This window comes from Deinococcus cellulosilyticus NBRC 106333 = KACC 11606, from assembly GCF_007990775.1.
GTDB classification, from domain to species: domain Bacteria; phylum Deinococcota; class Deinococci; order Deinococcales; family Deinococcaceae; genus Deinococcus_C; species Deinococcus_C cellulosilyticus.
The window spans coordinates 79,193-93,830 of sequence record NZ_BJXB01000005.1; the positions used below are offsets into that span (position 1 = coordinate 79,193).

Genomic DNA, 14,638 nt, shown 5'->3' on the forward strand with positions numbered 1-14,638 from the left:
GCTGCAGGTTCTTGATTCTCTAAATCTACCTATGTAGACTTGAGCCATGATCCGGTACTCACCGCACATGGCTCAGGTGCTTTTGTTGCTCACCCCTCAGCCAGAACGCTGGTTTCATGGGTATGAAATGGCCCAAACCCTTTCCATGAAATCGGGCACCCTGTATCCCCTGTTGATCCGTCTGGAAGGAGAGGGATGGTTGGAGTCCCGCTGGGATGATTCCACCCCCAGACGTCACCTGTACCGCCTCTCCGATCAGGGAAAAATGCTTGCTGCCGGGTGGCTGGAGCGTCACCCGCAGCGGGTGCAGATGTTGAAAGGAGTTTTCACATGAAATTGAGGCCTTATTGGAAAGCCCTGTGGGCAGAATCCCGCAACCTTCCTGCTTCAGAGCGGCTGGGATGGTTGGTGTCCGGGGCCTGGACGCTGTTCTGGAAGTATGAATCCTGGTGGCTGGTGGGGTGGGGTCTGGCCCTTTATGTGGTTTTTCATGCCAAAACATGGATGGGTCAGGAACTGGTTTCTGCACCGCTGGTGTTCGTGGTGAGCCTCCTGGCACATGCAATGAAGCCCTGGCGGCTGCATGACCTCTGGGGATATCCGATCTGGCTGATGCTGTTGGTCATCCTGCTGGGCTGGCACGCAGGCTGGGATGGGCTGGATCTGGTGCTGACCCTTCTGGCCATGGGAAGTGCAGGGTGGCTGAGCAAAACCATCCATCTCTCAAAAGAGAGCAGAAGCAACAAGGCATAAGCCAGAACAGGGATTTCAGGGGAACACGAAAGGTTCACACTTGATCCATGCAGCGTGTGATGATTCTGGGAGAACCCGGTTCAGGCAAAAGCACCCTGGCAACTGCACTGGGAGCAAAACAAAAGCTTCCCGTGGTTCATCTGGACCGGATCTTCTGGCAACCCGGATGGCAGGAACCTGATCCGGCAACTTTCAAAGCGCAGCATGACAGGTGCGCCAGCGAAGAGCGCTGGATCATCGATGGGATCTACTGGAAGACCATCGATTTTCGGGCCCAGCGTGCAGACACCATCATCTGGCTGGACCTGCCTCTGTGGCTCAGGCTGTACCGGGTTTTGCGCCGCACCCTGATCACCCTGGGCAAGTCGCGCCCTGATCTGGCTCCCGGTTGCCCGGAGAAATTCGATTTTGGCTTTTACCATTACATCCTGATTGGGCACCAGAAGCGAAACCAGCGGATTTCCAGCCTTCTGGAAAAGTTCGAAGGCACAAAACAGGTGATTGTGCTCAGGTCTCGCCGGGAGGTGCAGCAGTTTCTGGAAGGGCTCCAGGAGCGGCCTGTTGGAGGAGGGGATCTGGAAAAGTCAGGCCCATGAATGACTCTCTAAAGGATTCGACAAGTTACCTAAACAATTCTGAAATTCTGTCCTGATTTGCGTCAGTCTAAAGTATGGCTTTCTTTGATCTTCCTGTGACCGAGCTGGAACGCTACCTCCCTGACCGCACCGAACGCCCTGATTTTGATGCCTTCTGGCAAACCACCCTTGCAGAGGCCCGCAGCTTTCCACTGAATGCCACCTTCACCCCGTATCCCACCCCCTTTGAGACCCTGGAGTTCTTCGATGTGACCTACAGGGGTTACGGCGGCCACCCCATCAAAGGCTGGTTTGTGCTGCCAAAAAACCGTTCGGCAGAAAAACTGCCCTGTGTGGTGGAATACATCGGTTACGGTGGAGGACGGGGGATTCCTGCCCACTGGATGCACTATGCCAGTGCAGGCTACGCCCATCTGATCATGGACACCCGTGGACAGGGCAGCAGCTGGCGCACCGGAGACACCCCAGATCCTGAAGGCACCTCTCCCCACATTCCCGGTTTCATGACCCAGGGCATCGACAGGCCCGAAACCTACTATTACCGCCGTGTCTACACCGATGCTGTGCGTGCTGTGGAAGCTGCACGCAGTCACCCGCAAGTTGATCCAGAGCGCATTGCTGTGCTGGGTGGAAGCCAGGGGGGAGGCATCACCATCGCTGTGGCCGGACTGGACCCCACGGTGAATGCTGTGCTGCCCGATGTGCCTTTCCTCTGCCACTTCGAGCGTGCCGTGACCATGGTGGACAGTTACCCCTATCAGGAAATCACCAATTACCTGAAAATCCACCGCCGCAAGATCGATACGGTGTTCCACACCCTCAGTTACTTTGATGGCATGAACCTGGCGGCCCGTGCCAAGGCCCCCTCCCTGTTTTCTGTGGCCCTGATGGACTCCATTTGCCCGCCCTCCACGGTGTACGCGGCCTTCAACCATTACGCCGGTGAGAAAACCATCCAGGTGTGGCCCTTCAACCACCATGAAGGGGGAGACATGGACCAGACCATGCTGCGACTGGACTTCCTGCACAAAACCCTGCGTTGATTTTGTGTGGATCATGCAGGGGTGGACTGTTGGCCTGTCCCTGCATGATCCAGATCAGGGATTTCAGGCAATGGTGTTTCCTCTACAATGCCAGGAGCTGTCAGGGTTTTTCGGAAGTCCTGCTGTCCTGTCGGACACAAAACCTTTGCTGTGGCTTCTCCAGCACCAATAAAGAAAACAACTGGTTTCTGAAATGCTGCATTCAGTCCCAGTTCATTTGAGGGTTTGTGTATACCATCAGGGGGTGTACAGGCCATACGTCACCGAAATTCGAACCGCCCACCTGAAGGCCCAGCAGGCCGAACGGAGTGGCATGTATCACGTTGCCGTGCAGCAGTACCTGATCTGCCTTGAAAAAAGCGAGTGCCGTCAGGATTGCCAGTGCGTGAACTACTTCGCCCAGCAACTCAGCAACTGCTACCGCCAGATGGGTTTGCTGGACAAGGCGAATTTCTATGCGGGCCTGGCCCATCTGGACTGAATCCTCCCTCTGAATTTCTGTGTCCTGCCAGACCTCTGGCAGGATTTTTGCTGTTTTCTTTGCTGAAATCGCTGTCAGACAGACCTCTGTTCATTTCTTATCTGCAGCGTCGATAAAATGTTCTCAGATGAAAGCACTGATCACCAAACGTCTGAGAAACCACACCTACCCCCGGTGGTTGCAATGGCTGGCCCGCATCTTCTGGAGTGTGCAGGGCTGGAAACTTCACGGCAAACGCCCCACCATCCCCAAATACCTGCTGGTGGTCGCACCGCACACCACCAACCAGGATTTCTTCTATTACCTCTGGCTGAGCGTGGGGTACAACATCCACCCTTATTTCATTGCCAAGAAGGACATCTTCAATGGACTGCTGGGGCCCATCATGCGTTCCCTTGGCGGAATTGCCATTGACCGGGCCGCCAGTGCCGATGTGGTGGATCAGGCTGCAGAGGAATTCCGCAACGCTGAGGAAATGGTCATTGCCATCCTGCCCGAGGGAACCCGCAAAAAAAGACCCTACTGGAAGAGCGGTTTCTATTACATCGCCCTGGAGGGTCAGGTCCCGATGGTGATGGTCAGCATGAACTTCAAAGAGAAGTGGATCAAGCTCAGCGAACCCTACCACCTCACTGGAGACCAGCAGCGTGATCTGGATGTAATCCGCAGGTTTTATAGTGATGCTCACGGCATCAAACCTGAAAACTTCAGTGACATCGTCTTTCAGGAACGCACAGGCCAGAATTCAGGAGGACAGACATGAGTGTGGTTCTCGTCAGCGGAGCACGCACTGCCATTGGAGCGATGGGTGGGGCGTTCAAGGACATCAGCGAAAGTGAACTGGCGGTTCATGCGCTCAAAGGTGCGCTGACCCGTGCAGGGGTGCAGCCTGAAGACCTGCAGGAACTGACCCTTGGGCAGGTGATCAGTGCCGGGCGCTCTGCCTACAATGCCCGCAGAATTGCCCTCGAATCGGGCCTCCGGGAAGATGTGCCCAGTTATCAGGTGAATCAGCTCTGTGGCTCTGGGATGCGGGCAGCTTACGCAGCTTTCCAGGCCCTGAAGCTCGGGGAGCACCAGCTGGTCACGGCAGGTGGGGCAGAGAACATGACCCAGGCCCCCTACATCCTGCCCACCGCACGCTACGGGCAGAAACTCGGGCACCAGACCCTGCTGGACACCCTGACCCACACCCTCACCTGTGGGGTTTCTGATCTTCCGATGGGCATCACCGCAGAAAACATTGCGGAGAAATATAGGATCACCCGCCAGGAACAGGACGGGTGGACCGTGATCAGCCACCAGAGGGCACTGGAAGCCCAGCGTTCTGGACGGTTCGCAAAAGAGATTGTGCCTGTCGGGACCCGCTCTGGTCTGGTCGATCAGGATGAAAGGCCCCAGGAAACCACCCTGGAAGCCATCTCGAAACTGCGCCCGGTGTTCAAGAAAGAGGGCACGGTCACTGCAGCCAACGCCAGTGGCATCAACGATGGGGCCTGCATGATGATCTTTGCCACCGAGGATTACGCCAGAGCACAGGGGCTCCCCATTCTGGCCCGCATTCACGGATTCCACTCTGTGGGGGTCCCACCAGAACTGATGGGTCTTGGACCAAGCCTCGCCATTCCCAGATTGCTCCAGCGTTTCGAAAAGACCCTCTCAGACATCGATCTGATCGAGGTGAACGAGGCCTTTGCTGCCCAGTTCCTGGGTGTCGCCAGAGACCTGAACCTCGATCTGGAAAAAACCAACGTCAACGGTGGTGCAGTGGCCCTTGGGCACCCGGTGGGCATGAGTGGAGCACGGGTGCTTTACACCCTGGCCCTGGAACTTCAGGAACGCAACCTGCAATGGGGTGTGGGCAGCCTTTGTATTGGTGGAGGACAGGGCATCGCCTGTTTGATTGAGCGGGTGTGATCCGGGCTGGAACTGTTTTTTCAGTTTCTGTAACAGCTTTCTGAATGTTGCCCCGCTCATCTGCTGTGTTATGCTGAAAGCCCCACCCACGCTGTCCTGACAACAGGACAGTCCGCGCCGGAAGCCACCCCTTCCGGCGCACCCTTTTTGGAGATGAATAAGACAGTCGGCCTGAAAAGAATGGGCTTGTGCAAGAGCCAGTCAAAAAGACCTCTGCCTGACTGTTTGGTGGATCGCTGCGCCTTTCCTGTTTTCTGACTGGAGCGTCAGGTGATTTTTTGCTGATGGCTGAGAGCTGATGGCCCACCCCATCAACAGGGCCAGACTTCAGGCTTGCCCTGCCTGTCACCCACCCCGTTAAGACATCACCTGCTGCAAACAGTACCTTTAGGTGCACTTAAAAAGCAGGGGAATTCTCTGTGCCCAGGCAGGGGAAAGGCCAAAACGTCCCGAAAGTGGGCGCGTAGAATGAAAACCATGACGCCCACCCGAGCCGCCCTCCTCAGCCTGCTGGTTGGGGTGCTGGTTTTTGTTCTGAAGTACCTTGCCTTTTACTACACAGGTTCGGTGGCGCTGTATTCGGATGCCCTGGAAAGCATCGTGAACATCGTGGCTGCAGGTGCCGCCCTGATCGCCCTGCGTGTTGCGGCCATGCCCGCAGATCCCAACCACCCTTATGGTCACACCAAGGCCGAGTATTTCAGTGCCGTGCTTGAAGGGGTGCTGATTCTGTTCGCTGCCATCACCATTTTTCAGGAGGCCTATAAGGGCTTTCTGCACCCTAAAGAACTGAAAGACCTCAACATCGGGGCCATCATTTCGCTGGTGGCCTCGGGTCTCAATGGTGTGCTGGGCACCTACCTGATTCGCATTGGCCGGGCCGTGCGTTCTCCAGCCCTCACTGCAGATGGCCGGCATGTGATGACTGATGTGGTCACTTCGGTAGGGGTGCTCCTCGGGGTGATGCTGGCAGGCCTGACCGGAATCCGACTGCTGGACCCCCTGATCGCTGTGCTGGTGGCCCTCAACATCCTCTGGACCGGATGGCAGCTGATGAAAGAAAGTGTCGGTGGCCTGATGGACGCTGCCCCCAAAGCCGAACTGCTCGAGCAGGTGCGTCACATTGTGGGACAACACGGTGAGGGTGCCCTGGAGGCCCATGACCTGAGGGCCAGACACGCTGGAAGGATCACCTTTATTGAGTTTCATCTGGTGGTCCCTGGCAGCATGACGGTGGAGGAGGCCCACACCATCTGTGACCGCATCGAGGCAGGCCTCAAGGAAACCCTGCATGAGGTGGAAATCAGCATCCATGTGGAGCCTGAAAGCAAGGCAAAACACCACGGCATTGTGGTGCTCTGAAAAACAAAAAGAAGGCTTGCAGTGATCCCTGTCCTGAAGGGTCTTCATGCTTTGTGGCACAATGCAACTTGAAAGAACCATGAGTCGTACATGAGTTTTGAAGGCTGTGGGCTTTCAAGGAGGAGTTAACGTCATGCCGATTTTCGTGCTGGTGATTCTGGCAGGCATTGTGCTGCTGGTCCTGAGTGCCAACCAGAAACAGAAAGCTTTCCGCACCCCTGCCATTGCCCTGGTGGCCGTTGGACTGCTGGGTACGGCACTCTCGGGTGCATTCGTGATCATTCCGGCAGGCAGTGTCGGGGTGGTCTTCAACATCTTTGGGGGGGTGAAGCCCGGAGTGATGGGTGAAGGTTACCACTTCGTGCTGCCTGGGGTGGAGCGCGTCACCATCTATGAGGCCCGTCTGCAGGAAATCACCCTCTCCCGCATCGGAGAAAGTGGGCAGAACACCGATGAAAGCATCCATGCCCGTTCAAAAGAAGGTCTGGAAATTGCTGCAGACATCACCGTGCAGTTCAGCCTCAAAGCCGATGAAGCTGCCAAAATGCACAAGGAACTTGGCCCCCACTACATTGACACGGTCATCCGTCCCCAGGTGCGCTCAAAGGTGCGGGATGCGGTGGGCCAGTTCAATGCTGCCGACCTGATCTCCACCCAGCGCACCCAGCTTGAAGCCCTGATCACCGAACGCCTCACCAGTGAGTTTGACAAGAACCACATCGAACTCCGCAACGTGCTGCTGCGTGAACTGCGCATCCCCGAGTCGGTGGCCAAGGTCATCGAGGAGAAACAGACCGCTGAGCAGCAGGTGGCCATTGAAAAGAACCGCAAGCAACAGTCCGAAATCTCTGCCCAGCGCAAAGTCATCGAAGCCGAAGGGGACGCCAAAGCCCAGATTGCCCGTGCTGAAGGGGAAGCCAAAGCCCTCAGCCTGCGCGGCAAGGCCCTCAAGGAAAACCCTGAAATCATCCAGCTCACCATGGCTGAAAAACTCGCTCCGAGCATCCAGACCATCATGGTTCCCTCCAATGGCGGTTACCTGCTGGACCTCAAGAGCCTGACCACGGCGAAGAAGCAGTGACCTGTTGACCTCACCCCGCTTTGCTCCCTCTCCTGCAGGAGAGGACCAGAAAAAACGCCCCAATAGGGGCGTTTTTTCTGCGGTGAGGTCAATGCACCGTGCTCGTTGTCATTCTGGCCTGAAAAGACTGGAAGACCTTCAGTTGCAGTTTGCGCACCCACCAGCCAAACAGTTTGTAGATGCCCTGCGGTTCTGCATAACTTTCAATGCGGACCATCACTTCATTGAAAGGGCTGAGGCTCACCTCAAAGACCTCCACCCCAGACAGGGGGTTGCCTTTGAGGGTTCCCAGCACAGCGCGGTAATAACGGGGTGACTCTCTCAGGTCCATCATGCGGTGGGGGGCAAGCACCCACAGGCCCAGCACATTGATGCACACGGCAAGCCTTCTGCCCTGGGGGACGGCAAAGGTCCAGCCCAGATTGAACTGGCTCCAGGCCTGCAGGGACACCTTGGCCCGTTTGAAGGCAGCATCGCCCTGACCGACCTTGAATTCCACGAAGTCCCGATGGTAATGCTCCCTGGCATACTCCAGGCTTGGGAAGCTGAGGGGCGCCTCCTTGAGGGTTTCCAGGTGTCTTTCAAGAGCGATGGCCTCGGGCTTGCTGAAGTACACAGTCACAGTTCCTCTATGGTACCCCTTTTGGTCTTGCAGGGAACTGAATGGGAGCAGAAGGCAGAAGGCCAGGGCAGAAGGCACAAGAAAGCCTTAGCATCAGCTCTTTAAGCCTTCTGCAAAGAAAAAACCTGCATGCCATTTGAGTTCACACCAGAATTTTGCTAATATATTATGTTTGCCTTTCAAAGGCACATCGGCGTGCCCGGGATTGATTCCCTCCGGGTGCGGCACCGGAAGGAGGAATCATGCATAAAGTTGCCATTGTGGGCCGTCCCAATGTGGGAAAATCCAGCCTCTTCAACAGGCTGATTGGTCGTCGGGAGGCGGTCGTTGCAGACTTTCCCGGGGTGACCCGTGACGTTAAGGAACATGTCATGCTTTACGAAAACCACCGCATCGTCCTGATGGACACCGGAGGTCTCTGGAGCGGTGATGAGTGGGAACAGCACATCCGTGACAAAGCAGAAATGGCCATTCACGACGCCAAATGCGTGGTCTTCGTGCTCGACCCCAGAGACGGTCTGAACACCGCAGATTACGAAGTGGCCGAATGGCTTCGCAAAATTGGCAAACCCGTGATTGTGGTTGCCAACAAGATGGACTCGGTGAAGCACGATGATGTGTTCACTGCAGAACTCTGGGCCCTCGGTTTTGATGAACCCGTGCCGATCAGTGCAGAGCACGCCCGTGGCCTCGATGAACTGATGCGCCGCGTTCTGGAACACCTCCCCGAAGACGACGAAGACTATCCGGAGATTGCCCCCATCCGCATCTCCCTGATTGGGCGTCCCAACGTCGGGAAATCCAGCCTGCTCAATGCCATCACCGGATCGGACCGGGTGATTGTCAGCGACATTCCCGGAACCACCCGTGACAGTATCGACATTGAGTGGAACTTTGCAGGACAGCGCTTCATTCTGGTGGACACCGCCGGGATTCGCAAACGTCCCGACACCAGCATCGAAGAATTCAGCATGATGCGCTCGGAGTCTTCGATTGCCAACAGTGACATCATCTGGCTTGTGGTGAACGCCGGAGAAATCGGGGACCACGAACTGAAACTGGCCAACATGGCCTACGACAGCGGCAAACCCGTGGTGATCGTGGTCAACAAATGGGACCTGGTGCCTGACGCCGAACTGAAACGAACCGAGCGCATGCTGGACGAAAAACTCGCCCACCTGCACTTTGCGCCCAGGGTGTACACCTCGGCCCTCAACGATTACGGCATCCACGACATGCTGGCAGAGGCCATCAAACTCTACGAGAAGTGGCAGCGCCGCATCCCCACCGGGGAACTCAACAAGTGGCTGGATGTCTGGCAGATCAAACAGGCCACCCCCAACTTCAAGGGCAAACCCCTGAAGATGATGTACATCACCCAGGCCGAGACTGCCCCACCCACTTTTGTGATCTTCTGCAACAAGGAAGACTTCGTGACCCGCGCCTACGAGAACTTCCTGCAGAACCGCATCCGCGAGGACCTCGATCTGGCCGGAATTCCTGTGCGCATCGTCTGGAAAGAGCGTGGATCTTTCAAGAGCAAGTCCGAGCGCATCGAGGCCCAGAAGAAAAAAGCCCGTCAGGAAGACTGACCCCCTGCACCTGCTTCGCTTGTGCTGTCCCCCTCTGTAGGGGGACAGTGTGAGCAGAGCGAACACAGGGGGTATTTCGTCTAGCCTTACGGGACAAAATTTATTGTGACTCTGACACCATCCCGATAAACTGTTACCTATGTTAGAAGTGATTCGTGGTCTTTCCAAGAAAACCGACAGCAAAATCGTACTTGTGGTCTTAGACGGTGTGGGCGGCCTGCCCCTCGAAACCAATGGTGAAACCGAGCTCGCCACCGCAAAAACCCCCAACATGGATGCTCTGGCCAAAGACAGCCAGCTGGGCCTGATTGAATTGGTGGGTGCAGGCATCACCCCCGGAAGTGGCCCCGGTCACCTGAGCCTGTTTGGGTATGATCCCATCAAGTTCACCGTGGGTCGTGGTGCCCTGTCTGCTGTGGGCATTGGTGTGAAACTGAACGCTGGCGACGTGGCAGTGCGTGGCAACTTCGCCACCCTCGGTGAAGGACGCATTGTGAAGGACCGTCGTGCAGGCCGTCCTTCCGACGAGAAGAACGTCGAGATCGTGAGCAAACTGAAAGCTGCCATCCCCGAAATTGACGGAACCCCCGTCGAGATCTACACCGAGTCCGAGCACCGTTTCGTGGTGGTGTTCCGTTCCACCGGAACCCCCCTCGGGGCCAACGTCAGCGATGTGGACCCCCAGGAAACCGGTGTGCAGCCCCTGACCGCCCAGGCCCTGGATGCCGCCAGTGAGAAAACCGCTGCCCTGGTCAATGCTTTTGTGGCCCGTGCCGAGGAAGCCCTCAGGGACGAGACCCAGGTGAACGGTGCCCTGTTCCGTGGTTACAGCGACGTGCCCCATTTCCCCAGCTACGCTGACGTGTATCAGCTGAAATCTGCCTGCATTGCTTCCTACCCCATGTACAAGGGACTGGCAAGTCTGGTGGGCATGGATGTGCTGGATGTGCCCGGCGAAGAAGACGCCATGGAAGAGAAGATGCAGGTCCTCAGAGACAACTGGGACAAATACGACTTTTTTTACCTGCACTCCAAGAAAACCGATTCCACTGGAGAAGACGGCAACTTTGCGGCCAAGGTCAAGAAAATTGAACTCTTCGACAGCCTGTTGCCCCAGATTCTGGCCCTGAACCCCGATGTGATCGCCATTGTGGGCGACCACTCCACCCCCAGCAAACTGGCAAGCCACTCCTGGCACCCCGTGCCTTTCTTGTTGAAGAGCAATTATGGCCGCAAGGATCTGGCCCAGCGTTACACCGAAGAGGAAGCCGGAAAAGGCAGCCTCGGTCTGCGCAAGGGCACCGACATCATGCCCCTTTTGATGGCCAACGCCCTGAAACTCCAGAAGTACGGCGCTTAAACTTCAATTCTGCTGTCTCCAGTGTCCATCAGGGCACTGGAGATTTTTTGATTTCTGAAGGGCATGATCTGCCCGGAATGTGGGCTGTTCTGGAAGTCCAGACCCTGAAGATACAGGCATCTGGCCTCCATGTGAAAACCTCCATCAAAAGACGACTCCCGACATTGCCGGGAGTGATCTTTCATGTGGAGATGGGTTTTCATACCCTCCTTCAAAAGGAGGTCAAAGGTGCACTAGAACGGTCTGTGCTTCTTCTGGAAGTGCATCCTTTGTTTCAGAAACTCCTTTCCAAAATGGGATTTCATCTGCTTGTGTGATTGTGCGACCAGAAAAGGGTACTTTCTGGCCAGTTCCTGAAAGGTGGTCCTGAGGTCATTCATCTGACGGCTCAGAGCGATGCGGTCATCAATCACGGCTTTTTGGGCCAGCAAACGAGCTTCATTGGGTGGATTCTGGGCTTTCAGGGCTTCGTTGTAGGCCGTTAAAGCCTTGATGCGAAGGTCCTGCACCTTTTGCCGCAGCTGTTTTGCAGATTCCTGCCAGGTTTTGAATTTCTCCTGGTCTTCTGCAGACATGCGGGACATCAGGGTGAGGTTCCAGGCCTCACGTCGGAGTTCCTGAAGGGTGGTTTTGGAGTTGTTCTGTGGTGGGGTGCCCTGTGCAAAGGAGGAGGCAGGGACGAGGAAAGCCAGAGTGATCAGCAGTTTCTTCATGTACATTGCTCCTTTCCAACCCATTAGAGTGCGAAACCCTGGCAAAAGTTCCCGGATGTGCTGAATTTCTGGCACACCGTGCAATGAACCTGGACTTATCTTCCTCATGTTCCATCTTTCGTGAACGCAGAGCAGAATTGGAGCCAGATATCCCGGAAAATCGGTCAAAATTTTGCGACTTGTGAAACAATATTTGTACAACTTGCCAGAATTCTCTTGACATGCTGCATTTTTCACCCTATTCTTACTTTCAAGAGCCTTAAACGGCATGGGAGGTCCAGCTATGAAACTCATCACAGCCATCATCAGACCCGAGCGACTGGGCGCAGTGAAAGAAGCCCTGTTCAAGGTGGGCGTCACCGGCATCAGCCTCAGCCGGGTGTCTGGCCACGGCGGCGAGCGTGAAATCATCGAGCACTACCGGGGAACCCAGGTGCGCATGGAATTTCACGAAAAGGTGCACCTGCAGATTGCGGTCAGCGAACCCTTCGTGGATGTCACCGTCAACGCCATCTTGCAGAGCGCCCGCACCGGAGAGGTCGGAGATGGCAAGATTTTCGTGCAACCGCTGGACCGGGTGATCCGCATTCGCACCGGAGAACAGGACGTGGACGCCCTCACTCCGGTCAACCAGCCCGAAACCACTGCCGCTGCCTTAGGGGGTAAGAAATGAAGAAGTACCTGGCAACCGCTCTCGCCCTGGCTGGAGCCGCTTTCGCTGCGGACCCTGCCATTGACCGTGGTGACACCGCCTGGCTGCTGGCCTCCAGCGCCCTGGTGCTGCTGATGACCCCCGGGCTGGCCTTCTTCTACGGCGGCCTCACCCGCTCCAAGAGCGTGCTGAACACCATGATGATGAGCTTCATCGCCATGGGCGTGATTGGCGTGCTGTGGGTGCTCTTCGGATACACCCTCGCTTTCGGTGACAACGCCACCAGCCCCTGGATCGGCACCCTCGCCAACATCGGCATGAACGGCATCGGCCAGAACTCCCTGGCAGCCACCTTCGAAGAAGGACACTACATTCCCAAGTACGTCTTTGTGATGTTCCAGGGCATGTTCGCCATCATCACCGCAGCCCTGATCAGCGGAGCTGTCGTGGACCGCATGAAGTTCGGTGCTTTCGCCCTCTTCATTGCCATCTGGTCCCTGGTGGTGTACTCCCCCCTGGCCCACATCGTCTGGGATGCCAAAGGCTACCTTTTCAACCTCGGCGCACTGGACTTCGCCGGTGGCACCGTGGTGCACATCTCCTCCGGGGTTTCCGCTCTGGTCGCTGCACTGGTCCTCGGTCCACGCCTGAAATCCACCAAACGTGCAGGCGTTCCCCACAACATCCCCTTCGTGATGCTCGGTGCAGGCCTGCTGTGGTTCGGCTGGTTCGGCTTTAACGCAGGTTCCGCCCTCGGAGCCAACGGCAGCGCCTCTCTCGCCTTCATCACCACCAGCACCGCCACCAGTGCCGCCATGCTTGGCTGGCTCCTCTGGGAAGTCATTCGTGGTCAGAAACCCAGCGCAGTTGGTGCTGCCACCGGTTCTGTGGTCGGTCTGGTTGCCATCACCCCCGCCGCTGGATTCGTGAGCCCTGTCTACGCCATCGTGATTGGTCTGGTCGCCGCCAGCATCTCCTTCTGGGTGGTGCAGCTCAAGAACCGCATGCAAGCCGATGACGCCCTTGATGTGTTCGCCTGCCACGGGGTGGGCGGCATGGTCGGAGCCATCCTCACCGGAGCCTTCGCCTTCAGCACTGGCGCTGGCAAGGGCACCATCGAGCAGGTCGGCATCCAGCTCATCAGCGTTCTGATTGCCATCGCCATGGCCGGAATCGGCACCTTCGTGATCCTCAAGGTCATCGACGCCATCATGGGACTGCGTGTGGCCCCCAACAAGGAAACCGCAGGCATGGACATTTCCGAGCACGCCGAAGAAGGATACAGCGGCAGCGACCTCTCCTACGCCGACGACGACAAGAACCCCCTGGGCGCTCCTGTCATCCTCTCCACCTCAGCCACCGACTGAGCCCAACCTCAAAACTCTTCGCTTCTCCTCTCAATGTAGTCAAAAGCCAGCCTGTCGGGGGCTGGCTTTTGACTTGTGGGTGGGGTCATTCCTCCAGCGTCTTCACAATCACCTGAAGCTGTTCCAGAGTGATTTCCCCTCTGGCGTAGCGTTCGCGGGCAATTTCCACGGCAGAATCCTGTTTGCCCCACCAGCCTGCTTTTTTCTCGAAGAAGTCACGGGGGTTCCAGTCTTTGTGGTCACCTTTGACGCCCTGACCGCCCTGGGCGGCACGGTATTCCATCCAGCGTTTGTGTTTGAGTTTCTTGGCGAGGAAAAGCCCACCGATCAGGAGCAGCAGGAAGAATGGGAAACCGCCTCCGTGGTGGTGGTCATGGTGTCCATAACCTTTACCATAAAACTGGGGCTGTCCGGGGGCATAAACCTGTCCTTGAAGCTGTGCGGGTGCTGCGGGATTGTTGATGATCACGTCCATGTTTTTTCTCCTTTTGAACCAGTGCTTTCTGGCGTGATCTCAAGGTACAGCCAGGCGTGTGAAAGGGTTTTGCAGGTTTTGTGAACGTGCTGTGAATGCCAGGGCATGCCCTGAATGCTCCGAAATCCAGTCTGTTAAGCTGCTTGCAGGAGGAATGAGATGGCAACGTTCAAGGATTTCATCATGCGGGGCAATGTGGTCGATCTGGCGGTCGGTGTGGTGATCGGTGCCGCTTTCAACGGGGTGGTCACAGCTTTCACCAACTCTTTCATCAACCCCATGATCAAACTGGCCACCGGAGGGGTGCAGCAGGGGGTGCTGAAGGGTGGAAAATTCACCCTGGCAGGGGTGGATTTCACCTATGGGGATTTTGTCTCGGTGATTCTGAATTTCGTGATCACGGCAGCTGTGGTGTATTACCTGGTGGTGGTCCCCATGAACACCCTGCGTGAAATGCAACTGGCCAAAGCCAAAGCGGCCCAGCCTGATCAGGCTCCACCTCCCTCACTGACCCTGGACCAGGAGCTCCTCAAAGAGATCCGGGACCTGCTCAAAGCGCAGCAGGGCAGTGTGGCAGTCCTCACGGAAACAGAAAGAAAGCCGCTCTGAGGCGGCTTTCTTCTT

18 protein-coding genes are annotated in these 14,638 nt (G+C 56.5%); 14 read left to right on the plus strand and 4 right to left on the minus strand.

Annotation, left to right across the window (positions count from 1 at the left end; genetic code table 11):
• Positions 1-46 precede the first annotated feature (46 nt).
• From DC3_RS06920 to DC3_RS06960, 9 genes are all read left to right on the plus strand, one after another.
• Entirely contained in the window at positions 47-334 is a 288-nt protein-coding gene (locus tag DC3_RS06920; protein WP_222594711.1) for a PadR family transcriptional regulator, read from the plus strand.
• The gene (locus DC3_RS06925) at positions 331-753 is read left to right on the plus strand and encodes a hypothetical protein (protein ID WP_146883389.1); all 423 of its coding nucleotides are present in this window, start codon (positions 331-333) and stop codon (positions 751-753) included. The genes DC3_RS06920 and DC3_RS06925 overlap by 4 nt, the downstream gene beginning before the upstream one ends.
• Positions 754-800: 47 nt before the next feature.
• On the plus strand, positions 801-1,349 hold the full coding sequence (locus DC3_RS06930) for a P-loop NTPase family protein (protein WP_146883391.1): 549 nt from the start codon (positions 801-803) through the stop codon (positions 1,347-1,349).
• Positions 1,350-1,423: 74 nt separating this feature from the next.
• Positions 1,424-2,392 (plus strand): acetylxylan esterase, encoded by a 969-nt coding sequence (locus DC3_RS06935; protein WP_146883393.1) that lies wholly within the window; start codon positions 1,424-1,426, stop codon positions 2,390-2,392.
• Between the two features lie 244 nt (positions 2,393-2,636).
• Positions 2,637-2,873, plus strand: coding sequence for a hypothetical protein (locus tag DC3_RS06940; RefSeq protein ID WP_146883394.1), 237 nt, complete (start codon positions 2,637-2,639; stop codon positions 2,871-2,873).
• 127 nt (positions 2,874-3,000) lie between these two features.
• The gene (locus tag DC3_RS06945; protein ID WP_146883396.1) at positions 3,001-3,636 is read left to right on the plus strand and encodes a 1-acyl-sn-glycerol-3-phosphate acyltransferase; all 636 of its coding nucleotides are present in this window, start codon (positions 3,001-3,003) and stop codon (positions 3,634-3,636) included.
• Positions 3,633-4,790 carry a thiolase family protein gene (locus tag DC3_RS06950; RefSeq protein WP_146883398.1) on the plus strand — a complete coding sequence of 386 codons (1,158 nt, stop codon included), beginning with the start codon at positions 3,633-3,635 and terminating at the stop codon, positions 4,788-4,790. Before DC3_RS06945 ends, DC3_RS06950 begins: the two co-directional genes overlap by 4 nt.
• Before the next feature lie 477 nt (positions 4,791-5,267).
• Entirely contained in the window at positions 5,268-6,152 is an 885-nt protein-coding gene (locus tag DC3_RS06955; protein WP_146883400.1) for a cation diffusion facilitator family transporter, read from the plus strand.
• A gap of 133 nt (positions 6,153-6,285) precedes the next feature.
• Positions 6,286-7,233, plus strand: a complete 948-nt coding sequence (locus DC3_RS06960) for a prohibitin family protein (RefSeq protein ID WP_146883401.1) — start codon at positions 6,286-6,288, stop codon at positions 7,231-7,233.
• 88 nt (positions 7,234-7,321) lie between these two features.
• Here the strand turns inward: DC3_RS06960 and DC3_RS06965 are convergent, their stop codons facing one another.
• Positions 7,322-7,855 (minus strand): DUF1990 family protein, encoded by a 534-nt coding sequence (locus tag DC3_RS06965; RefSeq protein WP_186815892.1) that lies wholly within the window; start codon positions 7,853-7,855, stop codon positions 7,322-7,324.
• Between the two features lie 242 nt (positions 7,856-8,097).
• On the opposite strand from DC3_RS06965, the gene der reads away from it, so the two are divergent.
• Positions 8,098-9,447 (plus strand): ribosome biogenesis GTPase Der, encoded by a 1,350-nt coding sequence (der, locus tag DC3_RS06970; RefSeq protein ID WP_146883405.1) that lies wholly within the window; start codon positions 8,098-8,100, stop codon positions 9,445-9,447.
• A 139-nt stretch (positions 9,448-9,586) separates the two neighbouring features.
• The gene (locus DC3_RS06975) at positions 9,587-10,807 is read left to right on the plus strand and encodes a 2,3-bisphosphoglycerate-independent phosphoglycerate mutase (protein WP_371863434.1); all 1,221 of its coding nucleotides are present in this window, start codon (positions 9,587-9,589) and stop codon (positions 10,805-10,807) included.
• Here the strand turns inward: DC3_RS06975 and DC3_RS06980 are convergent.
• Both DC3_RS06980 and DC3_RS06985 read right to left on the minus strand, forming a co-directional pair.
• The gene (locus tag DC3_RS06980; RefSeq protein WP_146883409.1) at positions 10,804-11,010 is read right to left on the minus strand and encodes a hypothetical protein; all 207 of its coding nucleotides are present in this window, start codon (positions 11,008-11,010) and stop codon (positions 10,804-10,806) included. The two genes, DC3_RS06975 and DC3_RS06980, sit on opposite strands and share 4 nt — an antisense overlap.
• Positions 11,011-11,040: 30 nt before the next feature.
• Entirely contained in the window at positions 11,041-11,520 is a 480-nt protein-coding gene (locus DC3_RS06985) for a hypothetical protein (protein WP_146883411.1), read from the minus strand.
• 283 nt (positions 11,521-11,803) lie between these two features.
• Between DC3_RS06985 and DC3_RS06990 the strand changes: the two genes are divergently transcribed.
• Positions 11,804-12,193, plus strand: coding sequence for a P-II family nitrogen regulator (locus DC3_RS06990; protein ID WP_146883413.1), 390 nt, complete (start codon positions 11,804-11,806; stop codon positions 12,191-12,193).
• Positions 12,190-13,539: an ammonium transporter gene (locus DC3_RS06995; protein ID WP_146883415.1), complete on the plus strand. Its 1,350-nt coding sequence runs from the start codon at positions 12,190-12,192 to the stop codon at positions 13,537-13,539. Before DC3_RS06990 ends, DC3_RS06995 begins: the two co-directional genes overlap by 4 nt.
• 85 nt (positions 13,540-13,624) lie before the next feature.
• On the opposite strand, the gene DC3_RS07000 is transcribed toward DC3_RS06995, so the two are convergent.
• Positions 13,625-14,014 (minus strand): SHOCT domain-containing protein, encoded by a 390-nt coding sequence (locus tag DC3_RS07000; RefSeq protein WP_146883416.1) that lies wholly within the window; start codon positions 14,012-14,014, stop codon positions 13,625-13,627.
• Between the two features lie 159 nt (positions 14,015-14,173).
• Here DC3_RS07000 and mscL point away from each other — a divergent pair, with 159 nt between their 5' ends.
• Complete coding sequence (gene mscL / locus DC3_RS07005; RefSeq protein ID WP_146883418.1) at positions 14,174-14,623, plus strand: large conductance mechanosensitive channel protein MscL; 450 nt, start codon at positions 14,174-14,176, stop codon at positions 14,621-14,623.
• Positions 14,624-14,638 lie beyond the last annotated feature (15 nt).